This is a genomic window from Bradyrhizobium liaoningense (genome assembly GCF_018130955.1).
GTDB lineage: Bacteria > Pseudomonadota > Alphaproteobacteria > Rhizobiales > Xanthobacteraceae > Bradyrhizobium > Bradyrhizobium liaoningense_C.
Genome location: NZ_JAFCJM010000072.1, coordinates 18,376 through 35,353, shown reverse-complemented (window position 1 = coordinate 35,353; position 16,978 = coordinate 18,376). Strand labels below are relative to the sequence as shown.

At 63.7% G+C, this 16,978-nt stretch carries 23 protein-coding genes and 1 tRNA gene; 11 read left to right on the top strand and 13 right to left on the bottom strand.

The genetic code is table 11. The features are described from left to right. Positions 1–129: 129 nt before the first annotated feature. Positions 130–606 (bottom strand): hypothetical protein, encoded by a 477-nt coding sequence (locus tag JQ632_RS33980; protein ID WP_212407063.1) that lies wholly within the window; start codon positions 604–606, stop codon positions 130–132. Between the two features lie 82 nt (positions 607–688). Further along, positions 689–1,177, bottom strand: a complete 489-nt coding sequence (locus JQ632_RS33975) for a hypothetical protein (RefSeq protein WP_212407062.1) — start codon at positions 1,175–1,177, stop codon at positions 689–691. A gap of 304 nt (positions 1,178–1,481) precedes the next feature. Between JQ632_RS33975 and JQ632_RS33970 the strand changes: the two genes are divergently transcribed. From JQ632_RS33970 to JQ632_RS33960, 3 genes are all read left to right on the top strand, one after another. Then, positions 1,482–1,895 carry a hypothetical protein gene (locus tag JQ632_RS33970; RefSeq protein WP_212407070.1) on the top strand — a complete coding sequence of 138 codons (414 nt, stop codon included), beginning with the start codon at positions 1,482–1,484 and terminating at the stop codon, positions 1,893–1,895. Positions 1,896–2,052: 157 nt separating this feature from the next. Beyond that, a tRNA-Thr gene (locus JQ632_RS33965) sits at positions 2,053–2,127 on the top strand. Positions 2,128–2,756: 629 nt separating this feature from the next. Continuing rightward, complete coding sequence (locus tag JQ632_RS33960) at positions 2,757–3,569, top strand: hypothetical protein (RefSeq protein ID WP_212407061.1); 813 nt, start codon at positions 2,757–2,759, stop codon at positions 3,567–3,569. Here the strand turns inward: JQ632_RS33960 and JQ632_RS33955 are convergent. Then, on the bottom strand, positions 3,566–3,928 hold the full coding sequence (locus JQ632_RS33955; RefSeq protein ID WP_212407060.1) for a hypothetical protein: 363 nt from the start codon (positions 3,926–3,928) through the stop codon (positions 3,566–3,568). The two genes, JQ632_RS33960 and JQ632_RS33955, sit on opposite strands and share 4 nt — an antisense overlap. A 296-nt stretch (positions 3,929–4,224) precedes the next feature. Between JQ632_RS33955 and JQ632_RS33950 the strand changes: the two genes are divergently transcribed. Continuing rightward, positions 4,225–4,521, top strand: a complete 297-nt coding sequence (locus tag JQ632_RS33950; RefSeq protein WP_212407059.1) for a hypothetical protein — start codon at positions 4,225–4,227, stop codon at positions 4,519–4,521. 655 nt (positions 4,522–5,176) lie between these two features. Here JQ632_RS33950 and JQ632_RS33945 read toward each other — a convergent pair. Continuing rightward, a complete protein-coding gene (locus tag JQ632_RS33945) occupies positions 5,177–7,021 on the bottom strand; it encodes a PQQ-binding-like beta-propeller repeat protein (protein WP_212407058.1) in 1,845 nt (614 codons plus the stop codon). Between the two features lie 299 nt (positions 7,022–7,320). Between JQ632_RS33945 and JQ632_RS33940 the strand changes: the two genes are divergently transcribed. Both JQ632_RS33940 and JQ632_RS33935 read left to right on the top strand, forming a co-directional pair. Continuing rightward, entirely contained in the window at positions 7,321–7,473 is a 153-nt protein-coding gene (locus tag JQ632_RS33940; RefSeq protein ID WP_212407057.1) for a hypothetical protein, read from the top strand. 101 nt (positions 7,474–7,574) lie between these two features. Then, a complete protein-coding gene (locus tag JQ632_RS33935) occupies positions 7,575–7,838 on the top strand; it encodes a hypothetical protein (RefSeq protein ID WP_212407056.1) in 264 nt (87 codons plus the stop codon). A 66-nt stretch (positions 7,839–7,904) separates the two neighbouring features. On the opposite strand, the gene JQ632_RS33930 is transcribed toward JQ632_RS33935, so the two are convergent. The 4 genes from JQ632_RS33930 to JQ632_RS33915 form a co-directional block, all read right to left on the bottom strand. Continuing rightward, positions 7,905–8,603 (bottom strand): class I SAM-dependent methyltransferase, encoded by a 699-nt coding sequence (locus JQ632_RS33930; protein WP_212407055.1) that lies wholly within the window; start codon positions 8,601–8,603, stop codon positions 7,905–7,907. Between the two features lie 27 nt (positions 8,604–8,630). Beyond that, on the bottom strand, positions 8,631–9,350 hold the full coding sequence (locus JQ632_RS33925; RefSeq protein WP_212407053.1) for a bifunctional 2-polyprenyl-6-hydroxyphenol methylase/3-demethylubiquinol 3-O-methyltransferase UbiG: 720 nt from the start codon (positions 9,348–9,350) through the stop codon (positions 8,631–8,633). Between the two features lie 223 nt (positions 9,351–9,573). Then, positions 9,574–10,101, bottom strand: coding sequence for a hypothetical protein (locus JQ632_RS33920; RefSeq protein WP_212407051.1), 528 nt, complete (start codon positions 10,099–10,101; stop codon positions 9,574–9,576). 11 nt (positions 10,102–10,112) lie between these two features. Further along, a complete protein-coding gene (locus JQ632_RS33915) occupies positions 10,113–10,646 on the bottom strand; it encodes an adenylate kinase (protein WP_212407049.1) in 534 nt (177 codons plus the stop codon). A gap of 79 nt (positions 10,647–10,725) precedes the next feature. Between JQ632_RS33915 and JQ632_RS33910 the strand changes: the two genes are divergently transcribed. Next, positions 10,726–10,968 (top strand): hypothetical protein, encoded by a 243-nt coding sequence (locus JQ632_RS33910; protein WP_212407047.1) that lies wholly within the window; start codon positions 10,726–10,728, stop codon positions 10,966–10,968. A gap of 7 nt (positions 10,969–10,975) precedes the next feature. Here the strand turns inward: JQ632_RS33910 and JQ632_RS33905 are convergent, their stop codons facing one another. Continuing rightward, complete coding sequence (locus tag JQ632_RS33905; RefSeq protein ID WP_212407046.1) at positions 10,976–11,146, bottom strand: hypothetical protein; 171 nt, start codon at positions 11,144–11,146, stop codon at positions 10,976–10,978. Between the two features lie 99 nt (positions 11,147–11,245). Here JQ632_RS33905 and JQ632_RS33900 point away from each other — a divergent pair, with 99 nt between their 5' ends. Next, positions 11,246–11,638 carry a hypothetical protein gene (locus JQ632_RS33900; protein WP_212407045.1) on the top strand — a complete coding sequence of 131 codons (393 nt, stop codon included), beginning with the start codon at positions 11,246–11,248 and terminating at the stop codon, positions 11,636–11,638. Between the two features lie 316 nt (positions 11,639–11,954). Then, positions 11,955–12,209, top strand: a complete 255-nt coding sequence (locus JQ632_RS33895) for a hypothetical protein (protein WP_212407044.1) — start codon at positions 11,955–11,957, stop codon at positions 12,207–12,209. A 9-nt stretch (positions 12,210–12,218) separates the two neighbouring features. Here the strand turns inward: JQ632_RS33895 and JQ632_RS33890 are convergent, their stop codons facing one another. The 4 genes from JQ632_RS33890 to JQ632_RS33875 all read right to left on the bottom strand — a co-directional run bounded on the left by JQ632_RS33890 (position 12,219) and on the right by JQ632_RS33875 (position 14,689). Further along, a complete protein-coding gene (locus JQ632_RS33890) occupies positions 12,219–12,464 on the bottom strand; it encodes a hypothetical protein (RefSeq protein WP_212407043.1) in 246 nt (81 codons plus the stop codon). Between the two features lie 173 nt (positions 12,465–12,637). Next, positions 12,638–13,345, bottom strand: a complete 708-nt coding sequence (locus JQ632_RS33885) for an outer membrane protein (RefSeq protein WP_212407042.1) — start codon at positions 13,343–13,345, stop codon at positions 12,638–12,640. A gap of 286 nt (positions 13,346–13,631) precedes the next feature. Further along, the gene (locus JQ632_RS33880; RefSeq protein ID WP_249152730.1) at positions 13,632–14,054 is read right to left on the bottom strand and encodes a hypothetical protein; all 423 of its coding nucleotides are present in this window, start codon (positions 14,052–14,054) and stop codon (positions 13,632–13,634) included. A gap of 170 nt (positions 14,055–14,224) precedes the next feature. After that, on the bottom strand, positions 14,225–14,689 hold the full coding sequence (locus tag JQ632_RS33875; protein ID WP_212407041.1) for a His-rich protein BRANT: 465 nt from the start codon (positions 14,687–14,689) through the stop codon (positions 14,225–14,227). A 246-nt stretch (positions 14,690–14,935) separates the two neighbouring features. Between JQ632_RS33875 and JQ632_RS33870 the strand changes: the two genes are divergently transcribed. Then, positions 14,936–15,475 (top strand): lipopolysaccharide assembly protein LapB, encoded by a 540-nt coding sequence (locus JQ632_RS33870; protein ID WP_212407040.1) that lies wholly within the window; start codon positions 14,936–14,938, stop codon positions 15,473–15,475. Positions 15,476–15,585: 110 nt separating this feature from the next. Further along, complete coding sequence (locus JQ632_RS33865; RefSeq protein WP_212407038.1) at positions 15,586–16,956, top strand: serine hydrolase; 1,371 nt, start codon at positions 15,586–15,588, stop codon at positions 16,954–16,956. The last annotated feature ends 22 nt before the right edge of the window (positions 16,957–16,978 follow it).

Here is a 16,978-nt window from a genome sequence, read left to right as displayed (position 1 = left end):
AGTCATCGACCGGACACCACTCCGGTCAAATCGCGCCAGTCATGGCGCTCCGCGCCATGCCTGGCGCACCACAAAAACGCCCGTCCGCATCATGCGAACGGGCGCTTCCGAACTCGACCGATCAGGCGATCAGTAATAGCGGCGCAGCACGCGGTGGCCGTAATAGTAGCCGGGCGCGTGGCGATGCGCGTAGCCGTAACGCGGGCCGTAGGCGACGCGCGGCAAATAGCCGACGCGCGGGCCGTAGCCATAGCGATACGGACGATAATACGGACGGTAGGGAGCGACCGCGGCCGCGCCGTAGCCATACGAACGCGCGCGGTAGCCGTAGCCGTAGCCCGGCGTCACAACAGCGTCTTCCTGATAGGTCGGATACGGCGCGAAGGCACCCGGACCCGTATAGGTCGGACCCTGGTTGACGTAATAATACTGCGAGGTCGGCTCGGCGAGGCGCTCAAAGCCCCAGCCGCCGCAGCCGGTGTTGCAGCCCGAATAGACCGGCGCAACAACGGGCGCGCAGGGGTTGTAGCCGCAAGCCGCAGCCGGGGCTGCACTTACGACCAACACGGCGGCTGCCGCGACCAGTCCTGAAATCATTTGACGCATTACTCTCTCCTGTCGATTTTCGTTCGTTGGTTTTGACTTGGTTTCTAGCGTGCTTGCTTCGTTTGCTTGCTCACATGTTCACTTATCTGGGCAGCCTGCCGGGCACTTCCGCGTGCGGCACCGGCCGCGGACGATGGCGCGGCTCGCCGTCGATCTGCGGCGCCAGGATGACGGGCGGCGGATTGACGGGAACGTCCATCTGCGGCGGCAGCGGCGCTGAGTGCACGCCCCAGCTCTGATAGTAGCTCTGCGCCGGCCGCGGCAATTTGCGGTTGGCGGGCGGCTCGATCTCGAGGCGTCCGTAGCCCGGCCTGAGTCCCATGGTCGGATAGTAGTGGCCGACGTCCGGCGGCTGACGATCCGGGATGTAGCGACCGCCATAAATCGTGGGCTGCACTTGCTGGTTCTTTGCGAGGCCCCACTCGCCTTCGATCACGGCATAGGACGCGTCGATGCCGTTGATGATGATGGGCACGCCGGGACGGCCCGGGACGACGATCTCGAACCCGTCGCCGGCAAGCGCCGACGCAGGCAGTCCGATCAGAAACGCAACGAGCGCCAAAGCGCGCATGAAGGGGCCCCGGTTATCCGGCGCGCAACCTAACCGATAGCCGGACCCAGAGGGTTAAGGCGGTCCCGATTAATTCCGGTAAGCCTAATGCGTAAGGATTGGGAGGGACTCAAATGCCGGAAAGCGCGCTATCGAATCGTTAACGCCATCGCGCCGAGCGCAGCGCCGGCCGCGCAGTTGCATGGCACATTCTGCACATCCTTCGCGGGTTCACGTCGATGTGACCCTTTGCGCAAGAAGGATCGGAACCACCGCCATACGTGGCGCTTAGCCAAGGTCTCAACCAAACATGGAGCATACCATGATGAGCCCAAGACTTCTTCTTGGCGCGGCTGCGATCGCAGTGTCGGCGCTGGCGAGCCCCGCTTTCGCACAAGGCCTCGATCCTGTCAGATGCACGGGTCCGTTCCCGGACCCCAACTGCCAAAGCTATCGCGCTGGAAGTCCCGCCGCCGGCAGCCAATATCGTCATCGACGAATGGCGCAGCGTGACTGGCCCGCGACGGCAGCTGGCGCCGTCGTAGGCGCTGCCGTCGGCACGGCGGCTGCGGTCGCCACGGCGCCGGTCCGCGCCTGGGATGACTCCTACGCCAGCTACGATCGCGGCGGCCCGGGCTGGTACGGCGACTGGAACAGCTATGCCGCCCGCAACGGCATCGTGTGCAGGCCCGGCACCTATTTCAAGGGCGCGGAAGGCCGCCAGCATCTCTGCCAATAGGCATTTTGCGTTCGAATGAACCCGAACAGGCGGCCCTCCGGCCGCCTGTTTGATGACGGGCTGACCGGCTCGCGGGTTCTGGCACTTTCGGGACAAGTCTGGTATTGCGACCCCGCCAAGGTGGAGCGTTCCGGTGACGCGCGCTTTCCCGGAAGTTGCCGGCTTAGCTCAGCGGTAGAGCAGCGGTTTTGTAAACCGAAGGTCGGGGGTTCAATCCCCTCAGCCGGCACCACCGGTTTAGCCGACAATGCGGCCTTACCCATAGAGGCCCGGCTATCCCCCATGAATAAGGCCGCCTCAGCGGCCTGAGGGCGCCCTTGAGGCGCCCCTATCAATCTAGCTAACCTTCCGCGGGTCTCAACGCTGTAAGGCTCGCCAGCTTTCCTAGGCATGACTACAACGCTTTCGACTAGCTCACGGAAGCTGGCTGCTAACTGAGGGTCTATTTGGTCCCCAGCCCCAGAGATTTGATCCAAGTTCTGCTTGAAGCGCCGTAAGGCCGTTGGATGCAGATCGACGGACACCACCTGTTCGTCGGCAAGCGCCAATTCTCGCTGAAGCCGTGATTTCTCCGAACGCTGATGTTCGAGCCGGGGCGCAATTTCTTCAATCTCCAATGCCCCCTTCTCCACCGCGGCTATTAGATTATCGATTGCCTTTTGGCACGCTGCCATTTGAGCCGTAATTTGGCGCGTACGTTCCCTAGAAAGGAATGGTATCGCGCCACTCAGCTACTTTTTGCTTCACAGAGACAGCGAACGCGGTTGCGTCGCGGCGTCTGCAAAACAAGAGGAAATGATTTTGAGGCGCTAGTTTTGGTTGTATGCTTGCATCACTCCGTTCTTTGGAGCGTGCACAACCATGGACCAGTTTTTAAAGTTCTTGGGACAACACGCGGGTTTGGGAAATGCGACGACTTGGGCAGGCGCGATTCTAGCTCTTTGCGTTTGGCTGGACAGGGTCGCCTCCCCAAAGGCAAAGGCCGCATTTTCAAAGACTATCCAGCAGCCGAGCGTAGATAACAAAAACGTGGCTGCGGCCCTACTCGAAGTGTTCGACCATGTGTACACCGCACCGCTCTTGACGTGGCGGGCCTTCTTTCGATCTGCAACAATTACTACAGTACTGTCAGCCTACTTTCTGTTTCGATTTTGGGAGGAGTTGACCACAACCTCAGCACCGGCTCTCACGTTAGCGGCAGCTGTCGTGTCGACTCTGACCAACATCTTGGCAGACTACGTATCATTGTTCGCAGTCCGACCGTTGCTTTTTCGCTTCGGATCGAAACCGAGTATTGCATTGTCACTCGGCACCCTTGTTGCTGTTGTAGTCGTCTACTTCTTTTCGGTCCTACGAGTTATGGCCTTCATGCTGTTGGGTGAGGAACTGACGCGTATATTGTACAAACCGGATCACCCACCCGATGAAGCTGCGCTTGCCATACCTTTCGGTGTGACCATTCTGTTTATGCTCCCAGCGTTCGGCGTCTTCGCGTGGCTCCCTCTATTCGCTGTCGGCATCTTGGGAGCCCGTGCGATGGTTCCCTTGTCGCGAGCGGTGGCTAAAACACAATGGGCCTTAAGGGGCGGCAAGGATCATCCGATTAGGGCGGCGGGTTACGTTGCGGCAGCCTTCGTTTTGCTGGCCGGGTTGATATTCCACATCCTCTTCTAGCAGGCTACGTGGTTCTTGTCGGCAAATTCAACGCGCCGCGTTTTCTTGGCGAGAAACCCCAACTTGCCCAATAGCCCGATCATGACTGATACGTGCCCGTGTTTGAGTTGGCCGGCCGTGAAGCGTGCCGCCAGTGTGGCCGCAATCTCGACAAGGAATTGATCGGCGCTCGTAAGCCAATAGCCCCGCGTCTTCATCTGGCGCCATACCTTTGCAACATCGTCTGTTAGATGGTCCGGCGCATCAGGCAGCGGCGGCGTCCCGAGAGGTTCGCGTTGCCGCGCCCTCTTACGTTGAGGATCGTGCTTGAATGCGCCGCGAAGTTCGAGCAATGCGGTCGGTAGTCTTGGTCTGGCCATAAGTTTCCTTGAGTTATGGGTTTTGCGGACGTGTGAATTTCCCCATGGCCGGTGTAGGGGCGACTTCGCCTTACGATGCAAAGCCCCCCTACCCTCCATCCATTGCCTCGCGCAATCGCGCGTATAGGATTGCTTTCCCGATGCGTGGCTATGGGAGGCTCAGATAAACGGCTCTCAGCGGGCTTCTAATGGCCTTGAGCGGTCGCTGGGAGTTGCTGCGTCTACTGATCTTTATTCATCCGGGGAAACGATACGGTCGAGCACCTGTATTGACCGAACACCGGGCGTGAGAGCGCTTGACCAAGAAGACAGACTTGGACGCTGCAAACTGCCTCACTCGGGACCTTGTGCAGCGCAGCCAGGTTAATCTCTTCATCCGGCACCAACTTCAAGAGCGGCGACCTAGCGTCAGTTTCATTCCACTCCACAACGGCCCGGTTAGTTTGCGAGATAGTTTCAAGCTTTCGCGCCAACCGCGTCGTCCCATCGAACTGAACTATGTTCTCGCAATCGCCATGGGTTACGTGCGCGCTCAGATCGTGCATCACGAAAGTACCGTTCTGACCTTTCTTGAGGTGAACTTGAATGGCTAGGAAGTCCATGCCATCGCTCGACGCGTGCCTCTCGCAATTCACTTTCATCGCTAGATTTACTCTGAGGTACCCAGAGACTGCTTTGTACAAAAAGAACAATGTTGCCCCAGCTAGCGCGAGTATTTGAGCAATCTCGCTACCGCTCTTCGTCCAACTGGCGTCCATTGCGGCCTCCCTCTCTCTGTCTTACCTTCCCGCCAACGACAGCTCCGCGCGATCGTCGTTCCTCGACACCGCGCATTGCATCTGAAACGCCGAGCCCGGCGATCGGAACGGCGCCTTGCGCAGGCGCGCGTTCTCGACGCAGTTTTGCGCGCCGAGCGCGATTGATGACGGCTTCACGCCGGTGAGGATCGCGCCGGAGCGGCCGACGAACTGAAACCATTTTGGGCCGGGCGACGGCGGGCTGAGATAGCGGAGCGTCGTCCCGAGCGCGCCCTTGCAGAGGAGATAGACGCCATAGTCGTCCTCGCCCTCGTTGCGCGCGCTGAGCGCGATGGAGCCCCAGGGTGTTCGCTCGCCGGCGTCGAGGCCGATCTTTTCGGCGATCTCCGCAGCCTTGACCTCACAGTCGTCGGCGCGCGCCGACGTGATGCAGGCCAGGGGAGCACACCACGATCATCGCGGGCCAGTGCCACATGAAATTGCCGCCGCGTCAGCGCATCACCTCGAACGCCAGCAGCACGTTGCCGGGCACGCCGCTCCACTGCCCGTAGCCGGAATTGGTGTAGAGCATGCCGTCGACGATGACGGGCCCGGGCCCATCGATCGCGCCGCCGTAGGCCCGCACGCCGTTCACGGTCACGTAGTCGCGCGTGGTGTCGAACTCCCACAGCAGCTTTGCATCCGCCGTTGCGTAGGCGCGGATGTAGCCGCTGACGCCGCCGGAGAACACCACGCCGGGAATGACGCTGATGGCCGCTGATAATGCGGGGCTGCAGAAATCGCGGTCGCCGCAGGCCACCGGTGGCACCTCCATCGAAACCTTTCCGGTCGCGAGATCGAGGGCGAACAGGCCGCCGCCTTCCTTCGGCTCGAGGCTCCGCGTGCCGTCGCGCGTGAACCGCACGTCCGAGATCGCGACATAGATGCGGTCCTGATCCGCCGCCGAGCCCCACTCGCTGCCGCCGAGCGCGCCGCCCTTGCCGACCCGCGTCTGCCACAAGATCTTGCCGTCCTGATCGGGATCGAAGCCGTGCACGACGCCGGACTTTTGCGCAATCGCCAGCACGCGCTTGCCGTCGCGCAGCTTCACCAGGATCGGCGACTGGCCGAAATCATGGTCCGGGCCGCTGTCATCGGGACAGTTGGTGCGATCGGGCATGAAGCACGCCACAATGAAGGCGTCCTTGGGCGTGGCCTGCTGCTTCCACAGCAGCTTGCCCGTCGCGAGATCGAAGGCGAGCACCGCGTCGCTGGTGATCGACGGCGGATTCGAATAGGAATTGCTGGTCGCGACATAGACCGCCTTGCGCTCCGGATCGATCGTCGGCGCCGACCAGATCGCGGCGCCCGACGGACCATAGAGCTGGGTCCCGATCGCGTTCTTCGTGGTCGGATGCGGCACTTCGGGGATCGTGTAGGCCTGCCAGATCTGCTTGCCGGTTGCCGCATCCAGCGCCACGACGCTGCCGCGGAAGGTGCAGCACTCGTAGGTCGATTGCGACCCGGCCGCCTCCTCGAGCGAGGACACCGGCACGTAGAGCCTTCCCTCGTAAAGCGTCGGTGCGCCGGTGATGCGGGCGGCGTGGTGCTCCTCGACCCTCACCTTCCAGATCAACGCACCGTTGCGGGCATTCACCGCATAGACGTTGGCGCGCAGATCGCCGAAGAACAGCGTCCCCTCGTCCAATCCGGCGATTTGTCCGAAGCTGATGGACGCGCGCACCGCCGCGTCCGGATCGAACGTCCACAGGATGCACCCGCTCCTGGCTTCGAGCGCGTGCACCTTGCGATCGCTGCCGCCGACGAACAGCATCCCGCTAACGACGGTCGGCTGCGCAAACGCGAGCGAAGCTCCTGCAAAGCCAAAAGCCCACTTCAACCGCAGGCGCGGCACATCGTCGACCGTCAGCTTTGCCATATCGGCCGGCTGGAAGCGGCTGTTGGCGGTGTCCACGCCCCAGCCGTTCCAGCGCGGGCCATCGAGCGGTACTGGAAATGCGGCAGGCGGCAGTGTGCAGCGTCCGGATGCGTCCGCCGGCTTCGCCAGTGCGGTCGCGTCCACGGCCTTCCCGGTCACGAAGGCGGCAATCGCCATGCGCTCCTCGTCGCTGCGCGTGCGGGCGATCGAGGCCATGCTGCCTGTCGTCAGCGCGCTCAGGACGAGCTCGGGCGACATCGCCTGGAGTGCCTTGCGGCCCGGCACGCGGCTCTGGCTGTCGGTCGTATCGTGACATTGCGCGCAGTGGGCCGCGTAAAGCGCCGCACCGTCCTGCTGCGCCAGCGCCGGCCAGCAGGACCAGATCAGCAAGGCGAGCGCGGCAGCGTTTTGCTTCATGGTAGGCATTGCGACACCAGGACGGAGACAGGCGTGGCCGATTGCGCAAGGGGAAGTGTAACTTGAAGCTGTTGCGCCGGGCAACGCTCTCGTTCTGATCTGGCATCAGTGCGCTGTCTTCGCTGTCGTGCCGAATTAACCGTGCCTGCGGTATCAAGCTTAATGAGCGAGTTCGATTGCAGCCGCGCGGCTGCGCGCTACGTTGCGCGCACCGGATATTGCCCTCCGGGATCACCATGGCGAAGCCGCCGCGCCATCATACTCGGCGCGGCGGCTCCGTTCGGCCTCACGAGTCCAACATGCGCAAGATGGCATCCGTCGCCCTTTCCGCCTGCGTCTGGGTCAGCCTTCTCGCAATCGTCGCTGTGGGCATCGTGCGGATCTGTGTGGAAGCCAAGGACAAGCGCTCGCAGCACAATCCGCAGATCGCAAGATTGCAGGATCCGAGCTAGGCAAACGCCCTGTGCGAGTGGACCGAACTGGCATCCGGTTTGCTCAGGTTAACTCAACCTGGCGGGCCCGCGGTGGGCCTGTCTCACATCGAGGCGACATCATGCAGCCGCTGTTCCAATCCAAGACATCCACCATGCAACTTCAGGCGCTCATCGCGGATTTGCGCTGGAAAGTCCAACTGTTGGATTCCGACATCCAGGACGAAGAGCAGCGCACCCGCGTCTCGGATCCCGCCGCCCTGGCCTATCCGATGCTGGCCCTGACCCTGCGTGGGCGCCGCGACAACCTGCTCGTGACCATTGCCGCACTGGAAGAGCGCCTGAAGGACCTCGACCCAGCAACGGATTGGACCCGCGCGGCCTGACGCCATTCGGCCGGCCGCGCCTGCCGGCGTTGAACTCTGACGGCGGAGCACATGCTCCGCCGGGGATCAATCGGCGGACTGCGGCAGGTCTGCCAGCCGCCACAACCCGAGGCTCTTGTCGCTCCAGCCGCCCCCGCCCTCGTCGCAGCGTTCGTTGATCAGCGCGAGCGGCGCCGGCCAGTCGAACGGCGCACGTTCGAAATTGAGCGCGCGCCAGTCGCCGTCCTCGCAATCCTCATTCCGCTCCCATCCCGGAAAAGTGGTCACGAGCAGATAGCGCGCGCCACTGTCGCGAAAGCGCGCGACGGCGCGGTCGATATTCTGGAAGCTCAGATGAACCAGACAGTCGCGGCAGAGGACGAGATCGGCGCGCGGCAGCGCATCGCGGGTGATGTCGGCATTGACGAAACGGCCGGCCACCTCGCCGTCCACAGCGCGCCGCCTGTTGGCCTCGATCAGCGACGGCACGATATCGACGCCGATATAGTCGACGTCGAGCTTGCAGGCCGCGATCCAGCCCGCATCACCGCAGGGCGCATCAAGCAGCGAGCGGGCACCGAGCTTTTGCAACAAGGGCGGCAGTGCCTCGCGGATCGCCGCTGTGGCGAGGTCCTCGGAGCCGAGCCCCGACACCGAGGTCGACGCGCCCCACAGGTTCGTCTTCAAAATCCGGTCGAAGCGCGCGGCGAGATCGAGGCCGGCAAAATTGTCGCGGTCGGCGACGAAGCGCTGATGAGCGAGAACGGGTGGGCGTTTTGAATCCATGCGCGAAGACCCCCTTTTTGCTCCACTCTACGCCGGCTTCTGCCACTCCATGATGTGAAACCACGGTACGCGACGATGACGCGCGATCTGTTCGGGATCGCCGGCCGCAGGCGTAGGCTCCGCGAACACGCGCAATTGCAGGCCCTGGTTCAGGAGCAGCGTCATATAAGTGCTGAGGGGCCTGTGCCAGTTCTGGATCCGGATGCCGCGCCATTCGACCCAGACCGCCCGCTCGTCCATGTAGTGGTCGATCGAGAAGCGCAAGCCGCCATCGCTCTCGCGGCGCCAGCCCTCCGGCATGCCGGCGGTGTTGAAGCTGGTCAGGTTGGCGCTCAGCAACGTACCGCCCGGCCGCAGCGCTGCCGCCATTTTCGCGATTGCCGCTTCAACGTCCGGGATATCGATCAGGGTGAGATAGCTGACCACCAGGTCGAACTGCGCCTCCTCGGCGATGTCCTCCGCGCGGCCGAGCCGATAGTCACCGGCGGGGTCCAATTGCCGGGCGCGCGCAAGCAGCGCTTCGGTCGGATCGATGCCGGTCGTCCGGATGCCCAGGCGCTGCATGATGCGGCAGAACCGACCTTCGCCGCAGCCGACATCGAGCGCGCGGGCAAAGCCGCGACCTTCGATCCGCGCCAGCATCGGAGCATCCAGCACGGCGCGGCGACCATAGTCGCCCTCCTCGCCCTGCTCGACGATCCAGGCCTGCGCGGACGCCGCCCAGCCGCCGTCAAGCTCGTCAGTCATCACTCGCTCCTCAAAGGTGATGCGGCCTGCGCCGGGCGGCTCATTCACCACAGATTGGATCGCAGTTCAACATCAGGTAGAGTGAGGCAGGAGCTGATCCATGCGTCCCCAAGGCGGCAAAGAGATGATCAAGATCACCGCGGGCGCGGTTGCCGCGCTGGTGATGACCGGCTTCCTGTTTGCCGTCGCCTACAGCCTGTTGATCACACCGCGATGGTAACCGCTACCTTCGCCTGCGGCTCCCGACGTCCCAATCCAGCCGCATCGCCTCGCCCGGCCGAAGCGCGCTCCAGTCGCGCAGTGCGCTTGCATAGGCGGCGTAGATCTCGCTGACATGACCGGGCCAGATGTCGCGCTCTCGCGCCGGCAATCGCTCGTGCGGACGATAGCGCAGGATCGGCGACGTTTCGGCATGGCCTTGCACGATCGTGTCGCTGAACACGCTGACCAGAACCTCCGCCTCGACCAGCCGGCGCGCATTCGCCTTCAACACGTCTTTCGAACGCTGCGCCGCCTTCGGCTTCCGCCGTCCACCCTCGTACGTCATCGTCGGAAACACCGCGCCGTCGGAGACGCTGCCCCAGAAGCCGGTGGTCAGGCCAAGCGCCCTTTCGATCACGAGATGGGCGAGGTCATGGGGCATTTCGAAGGTGTGGCCGACGCCACGCACCACATAGGCGACACCGTCGTCGCGCCGGATGTGCGTGACGTAGCGGCCGTCCCGGTCCTGCCTGGTGAACGTGATCTGCATCGGACCTCGCCTCACGCGCCGGCGACCGCTTCCGCCCGTGCGAAAGCATCGATCGCGTCCAGGCTTTGCAGCCGGCTGAGCTTCTTTCCGTCGGCTTCGGCCCGGCGGCAGAGTTCGCGGATATCGGGCATCCACTCGCGGTCGACCTGCCACATGGTTTCGAACAGCGCGCGCGTCGGCGGCAATTCGAAGAGGCCTGCGGGCGGCGCCTCCTGCTGCGTCCATTTGGCCTGCCGTTCCGCGGCAAGCGCAAAGTGCAGCCAGAGCGGCAGGTCGATCAGGACGATCTCGGTGGCTCGCGCGAGGCGCGGGGCGATCGAATCCTGGCTGCCGAGGCCCTCGATCACCCATCGCTCGGCGGCGATCGCTTCGGTATGCCGACGCGCATAGACGTCGGCAGGCGTAAGCTGCCAACCCTTCTGCCACAGCAGCCGATCCACCTCGACGAGCGGCAAATCCCGGCGCGCCGCGAGCGCGCGAGCCAGGGTCGACTTGCCGCCGGCCGCATTGCCGATGATCGCTACTTTTGTTGCATCTGTTGCCATCGGCCGAATTGAAACGGAAGCGCACCGCACGCGCAAGCAGGCCCGGGAACCAATGGCGGGGCCTCGTCGTTTTCATCCCATGCGTATCAGGGAAGAAAACTGCAACATGGTGCTGCTGGCAGCGGTGACGCTGTCCTGCATCGTCGCCGCCGGCGCGGCCGCACTGGTCGGGCCGGCAACACGACCCGCGCCTCAGGCGGTCGCGGACAACCGGATCACGGACACGGCACCGTCCGTCCAGCCGGTCAACGTCGTCGATCGAAGCGATGTACGGGTGGTCGGCACGCCCTTCGTGCCCAACGTCAACCCGCGCGAGCGCTAGGGCTTCGTCAGCGAGGGGCCGCCTCGGCCTCCTCCTCGTGCCGGTCAGGCGCGCGCGACATCTCTTCGACGAGGCTGAGCACATGCTGGCGCTTTTCGAGCGGGAGCGTCAGGAAGGCACGCACCAGCCGCAACCCCAGTGCCTCCTCCGGCAGTTGTTCTGCTTCTTTCGAGTCCATGGCCCACTTTCGGACGACCGGGAAAAATATGCAATCCCTTGTCGAGGCGCTTGATTCGTCGCCGGCCCTTTGCTGGAACGGCGACGGGTGAGGTGAGCCATGAAGTGGATGAGGGAACGCGACGCGCTGATCGCGCAGACAATGGCTTTCGTCCAATCGGTGACCGGCCGGAAGGACGGATTGCATCCGGTGGACGGCACGCCGGCCGCGCCGGTCGCAAGCGTTGACGTCGTCTCCTATGTGGCGATCGAGCGGACGCTGGAGATCGAAGCGCTGCCGCCCGCCCCTGCGCCGCCGCCGCAACAGCCGTTCGAGGTCGCGCCGCCCCGGATCAGCGGCGACTTCCGCAGCGAGATCCAGAGCCGGGTGGCGAATTTCCGCAAGCACCAGGAGCGGTTCGAGCGCGAGCGGGAGGAATATTGCGCGACCACGATGGCCAAGCTGCGCGACGAAATCCGCGGCACCCCGCCGCCTCCCTCGGCGCGAAAATAGGCGGCTACAGCCAGGACCAGACCAGAACCAGATTGGCCGCACAGGCGCCGACCAGCGCCAGCGTGAGCGGCAGGAGCATGTGCCCGCAGGAGGTTTTCAGGTCGGTCGTCATGGCCTGAAACATCCGCTGATTCCGGTCAGGGAGTCCCAGGGATTCTTTTTTTTGGGATTCAGGACTCGTTTACGACTCAAAACCCCTTTCGGCCCTGTTCACAGACCCGTGATCGACAGGAGTCGGCGCGCTCGCGGCTGAAACCTCCAGGCATTCCCGGACGTTAAGGAGGGTTCTTCAAAGTCGGCTTCCGGAGTGGAATCGATGCCATACGCGCTGTTTTGCAACGATGCCCAGATCAGCAAAACTTACCCGAGCGAGGCTGACGTGTGGACCCTGGCGCACAGGAGCGGCCTGGTCGTCGACCTCGCTCCGGACGAGGACGGCGCTGGGCCGCGCCGAATCCTGGACAACGACTACGAGATCAAGCCCTGCCCGGCCGGACCGGGCGAAGACCCGGCGCGCAACAAGGCGGACGCCGAGCGGGAGTCCCGCAACGAGCTCGAATTCAATAGCTGAGGGACGGCGTCAGGGCGTCGCGGTCGCGAGCGATGCCTGCTCGCCCGGCAAGAGGACGCAGGCTTTGCGCCGATGCAGGCCGCGGATCGCGCCGGTCACCTTCATGACCTTGCCGGGGCCGCAGGAATAGTCCCGAACGAGGGCGACCTCATAGGGGGCCAGCATCAGCGGTTCGGATTTGAGGATCGTCTGTGCCGCACAGGGCGGAGCGAACAGGATTACCGAGGAAATAAGCACCGACGCCAAGATACGCATGTTCGTCATCCCACAGCCCGGCAGTCCCATAATAACGCGTTCCGGCGCGCGTGTTCCCTAAGGGCCAACAATTATTTTTGCCTTACAGCACGCACATGACGCGGATGAGAAACATGCAAAACAAAGGCCGGCAGAGCCGGCCTTTGTCGCGTCTGAAGCGATCGACGTGGGCGTCAGTAGCGCGAGGCGGTCGGGCCGCCCCAGCCGAAGCGGTAGTTCACGCCGAGCTTGACGGTGTGATCGTCGTTGCGGCCGCGCGCGCCGACGACGTCGGCAGGTCCCGCCGTGACGGTGGTGCTGCCGAAATTGTAGTACTGGTACTCGGCCTTGGCCGACCAGTTCGGCGCGAAGAGGTATTCGAGGCCGCCGCCCACGGTATAGCCGTCCTTGTTGTTGCCCGTGGTGGTGAAGGCCGTCGGCACGCCGGCGACGCTCACGCCAAAGTCGCTATTCCGCCAGGCGTAACCGCCCTTGGCATAGACCAGCGCCGGACCCCAGGTGTAGCCGATGCGGCCCGTGACCGAACCGAGCTGGTCGGTGTTGGAGGTCACCAGCGTGCCGCCCGGAAACAGGACGCCATTGTTGTTGGTCGGCAGCCAGGAATACTGGGCTTCGATACCCATCACCCAGTTGGGTGCGAACTGGTAGTCGAAGCCGCCCTGCACGCCGCCGAGGAAGCGAGCATCGCTCGACTGGAAGGTGTTGTCGCCGGCAAATGCACCGCCGACATGGCCGCCGATGTAAAAGCCGGTCCAGTTATAGATCACCTGCGGCGGGGTATAGGCCGGAGCCTTGGTATAGGTGCGCGCCGGAATGTCGGCTGCGGCGGCAGGCGCGGCCAGCGCAAGTAATGCGGCTGCGCCGAGCAAGAATTTCTTCATCGATCATCCCCGTTATTACGAATTCACCCTCAGAAAACAACGTGGCCTGATTTTGGTTGCTTGTTGGCAATGCCGGAACGTTGATCGTTCGTTACCGTGACGGGGCCGCAACAACGGCTTTTTGTTCCCCGACGACCCCATCGAACGACAGATTTGTTCACTACGCGCAGACTGCCGTGTTGATTTGTCTGTCGCCGAAGCGGTCCCGTTCAAAGCTCCCCGAATTGTGATCTTCCGGCTTCAGGCCGCCCTGTCCTACCACCGGCGGATGAAGGCCGGCTTTGCGCTACCGCGTCATCTTTTCCAGTTCCGGAAAGGGTGCGTAAACCGCACCGACGCAGGTGTCGCCGCCGCGCTCGAGGATGCGGTCGAGCCGGCCGTTGACGTAGACGATGGCGCGCTCGCGCGGGCCCCGGTAGCTGCCGTCGCTCTCGCGCGGGGTGAAGCGCACGCAGGCCACGTAGAACGGACGGCCGCCGACGGTGCGCAGCACCGGGTCGGCCATTCCCGCGTCGCGCACCCCGACCGGGTTGTTCAGATAGGTCCGCATATAGGCCAAGGCCTCGGTGCGGTAATTGTCGGGAAAGGGCTGCGGGCCGTTGGCGCCGGCATCGTTCATCATCGACGATCCGCCGCCGTCGCTGCCGAAGCATGCCGCGAGCATCAATGGCAGCGCCAGGACGCCCACCCGTTGTGCCAGTCTCCTCAAACGTCCCTTCCCCCTCGCCACGTCAGACGCAGGCAATCGTTGTAGCAAACGCACCGGGCCGCCGTCATGGCGCTTTGCGTTTCCGCAATCACCATGACGGTCGGGCCGGCTCTGGGCTCCCGCGAGGCGGGCGGGGGCAATGCGAGATTGCCGCCTCGCCGGATCAGATTTTAGCTGCGCTTCTCAGTCGTCGCCGGCGCGGCCGGCTTGGTCAGGTCGGGCTGAACCGCCTTCTTGCCGGTCATCTTGGACGAGATCACCTTGTGGTGATGGCGATGCGAGCGCACCGACTTGTGGTGCTCGGACGGGATCACGGCGGCGTTGGCGTTCATCGCCTTCGCGGTCGCGTCGGCCTTCTTGTCCGACTTGACGTCCGTCTTGGCGTCGGACTTGGCGTCGGACTTGGCGTCGGACTTGGCGCCGGTCTTCACGTCGCTCTTGCCGTCCGTCTTGACGTCGGATTTTGCAATCGGCTTGACGTCAGGTTTGGTGGCCGTGGTGGTCGACGCCTTGCTCTGCGTCTGGTCCGCCTTGATCACTGGCGCGGGCGTCGTGGTCTTCGCCGATTCTGCGGCGAAGGCCGGCGCTGCGATCACGGAAGCGGCAAGGAAAGCTGCTGACAAGGTCTTCAACATGGTTGGTCTCCTCTCGGGGGATCTGAGGCGGCGCCCTCGCCGACCCCTGATCATGGTGGAGACGTTAGGCGGGGCGCACTGAACCCATTCTGAAGCGCTTTGGTGGCTTCCGTTCATCTGGATGACATCTTTGTCATCTTTCCCGACGGTGGAATCCACAACCGGTCCGGGAATGTTTTTCCCATCAGGGTGTTCCGAACGTGAGGCAATCGTGTAGGATCGCCTCGTTCCATTCGGGAGAGATCAATGCGCAAACTTTCTATGCTTCTGGTTCCTGGACTTGTCTCGATGGCGCTGGCCACGGCGCCTGTGCTGACGAGCGCTTACGCTGCGGGCAGCGACGATCCCTCCTCCCCGCCGAAGTCGGACACCTCGTCCAAGAAAAAGAAGAAGAGCTCTTCCGTCAGCGATCCCAAATTCCTTGCGGCCTATCGCACCGCCTACACTGCGATCTACGACCGCAACGACTATGCGAACGCGATCGACCAGTTGAAGTCGCTGAAGCGCGACGACGTCGCCGACGTCGCCAATCTGATCGGTTACTCCTATCGCAAGCTCGGCGACTACAAGCAGTCGAAGGTCTATTACGAGCTGGCGCTTCAGGACGATCCGAACCACGTCCGCACCTGGCAGTATTACGGCCTCTGGCAGCTCGAGCAGGGCAACCGCGAGCAGGCCAAATATCACCTCGACAAGATCGCCTCGCTCGCCGGCACGGCAAGCGACGAGTATCGCTCGCTCGCCGCCGCGCTCGACAAGCCGACCGGCGCGACGCTCGTCTACTGAGATCATATCAACGACGCCTTTCGAGCCGGCGCGACCCGCAAGGGTTGCGCCGGCTCTGCTTTGTCGGCTACCTTTGCCGACGAGATCCTCCCTCATTTTCCGGTCAAGCAATGGACGCCTGGCTCCGCCCCGCGATCGCCTATATCGGCGAATGGCTCGACTATCAGGTCACCCTCACCCAGCAGCCCGGCTGCATCGTCGCATTCGCCCATCGCGGCGAGATCGTCGCCGAGCACGCGTTCGGGCTCGCCAATCTCGACACCCGCGAAAAGCTCACGCCGCGCCATCGATTCCGCATCGCCTCGCATTCGAAGAGCTTCACCTCCGCCGGCATCATGAAGCTGCGTGAGCAGCGAAAACTCCGGCTCGACGATCCCATCGGGGACTATGTCGCCGGCCTGCATCCGCGCGTCGCCGCGACGACGATCGCGCAGGTGCTGTCGCACACCGCGGGCCTGATGCGCGACGGCGCCGACTCCGGCCAGTTCATCGACACCCGCCCCTATCTGACCGCGAAGGAGCTGACGGCCGAGTTGCGCATGCCCACCGCGATCGAGCCCGGCACGCGCTTCAAATATTCCAATCACGGCTTTGGCCTGATCGGTCTCGTGATCGAGGCCGTCACGAAAGAGCCCTACCCGGTCTGGATCAAGCGCGAGATCATCGCGCCCGCAGGCTTGCGCGAGACCGAGCCCAATGTGCCGCTTCCCAAGGCGGCGGCCTTTGCGCGCGGTCACACGCGAAAGCTGCCGTTCGGCGAGCGCAGCGTGATCCCCGGCGACAACGACACGCACGCAATCACCTCGGCGGCGGGCTTCGTTGCGACCGCCGCCGACACCGCGCGCTTCTTCGGCCAGCTTGCGCCCAACGCCAAACGCAGCGTGCTGTCGGCCGCGAGCCGCCGCGAAATGACGCGCCATCATTGGCGCGTCCCGCAAAGTCTCGAGGCCTATTACGGCCTCGGCGTCAATGCCGGCAAGACCGACGGCTGGGATTGGTTCGGCCATGGCGGCGGTTTTCAGGGCTACCTCTCGCGGACCTGCGCCATTCCCGCCTGCGAGCTTTCGATCTCCATCCTCTCGAACTCGATCGACGGCGGCGCGCCGTTCTGGATGGACGGCGCGCTCCAGATCCTGCGTGCCTTCAAGACGCGCGGCGCGCCGAACGCCCGCGTGCGCGACTGGACCGGCCGCTGGTGGACGATCTGGGGAGCATCCGACCTCGTGCCGATGGGTGACCGTGTGCTGGTCGCCAATCCGCAGTTCAACAACCCCTTCATGGACGCCGCCGAGATCGAGGTCACCGGCCGCGACGCGGGCAAGATCGTCTCCGCCTCAGGCTATGCCAGCCATGGCGAACCGGTCCGCCGCGTCCGCGACAAGCGCGGCAAGGTCACCGGCGTCTGGCTTGCCGGCGCCCATGTGCGCCCCGCGGGCGTGGTGGCGAAGGAGATCGGGCGGAAATACGCACGCGGAAAATAGCGACGGAAGCCCGGACGACAAA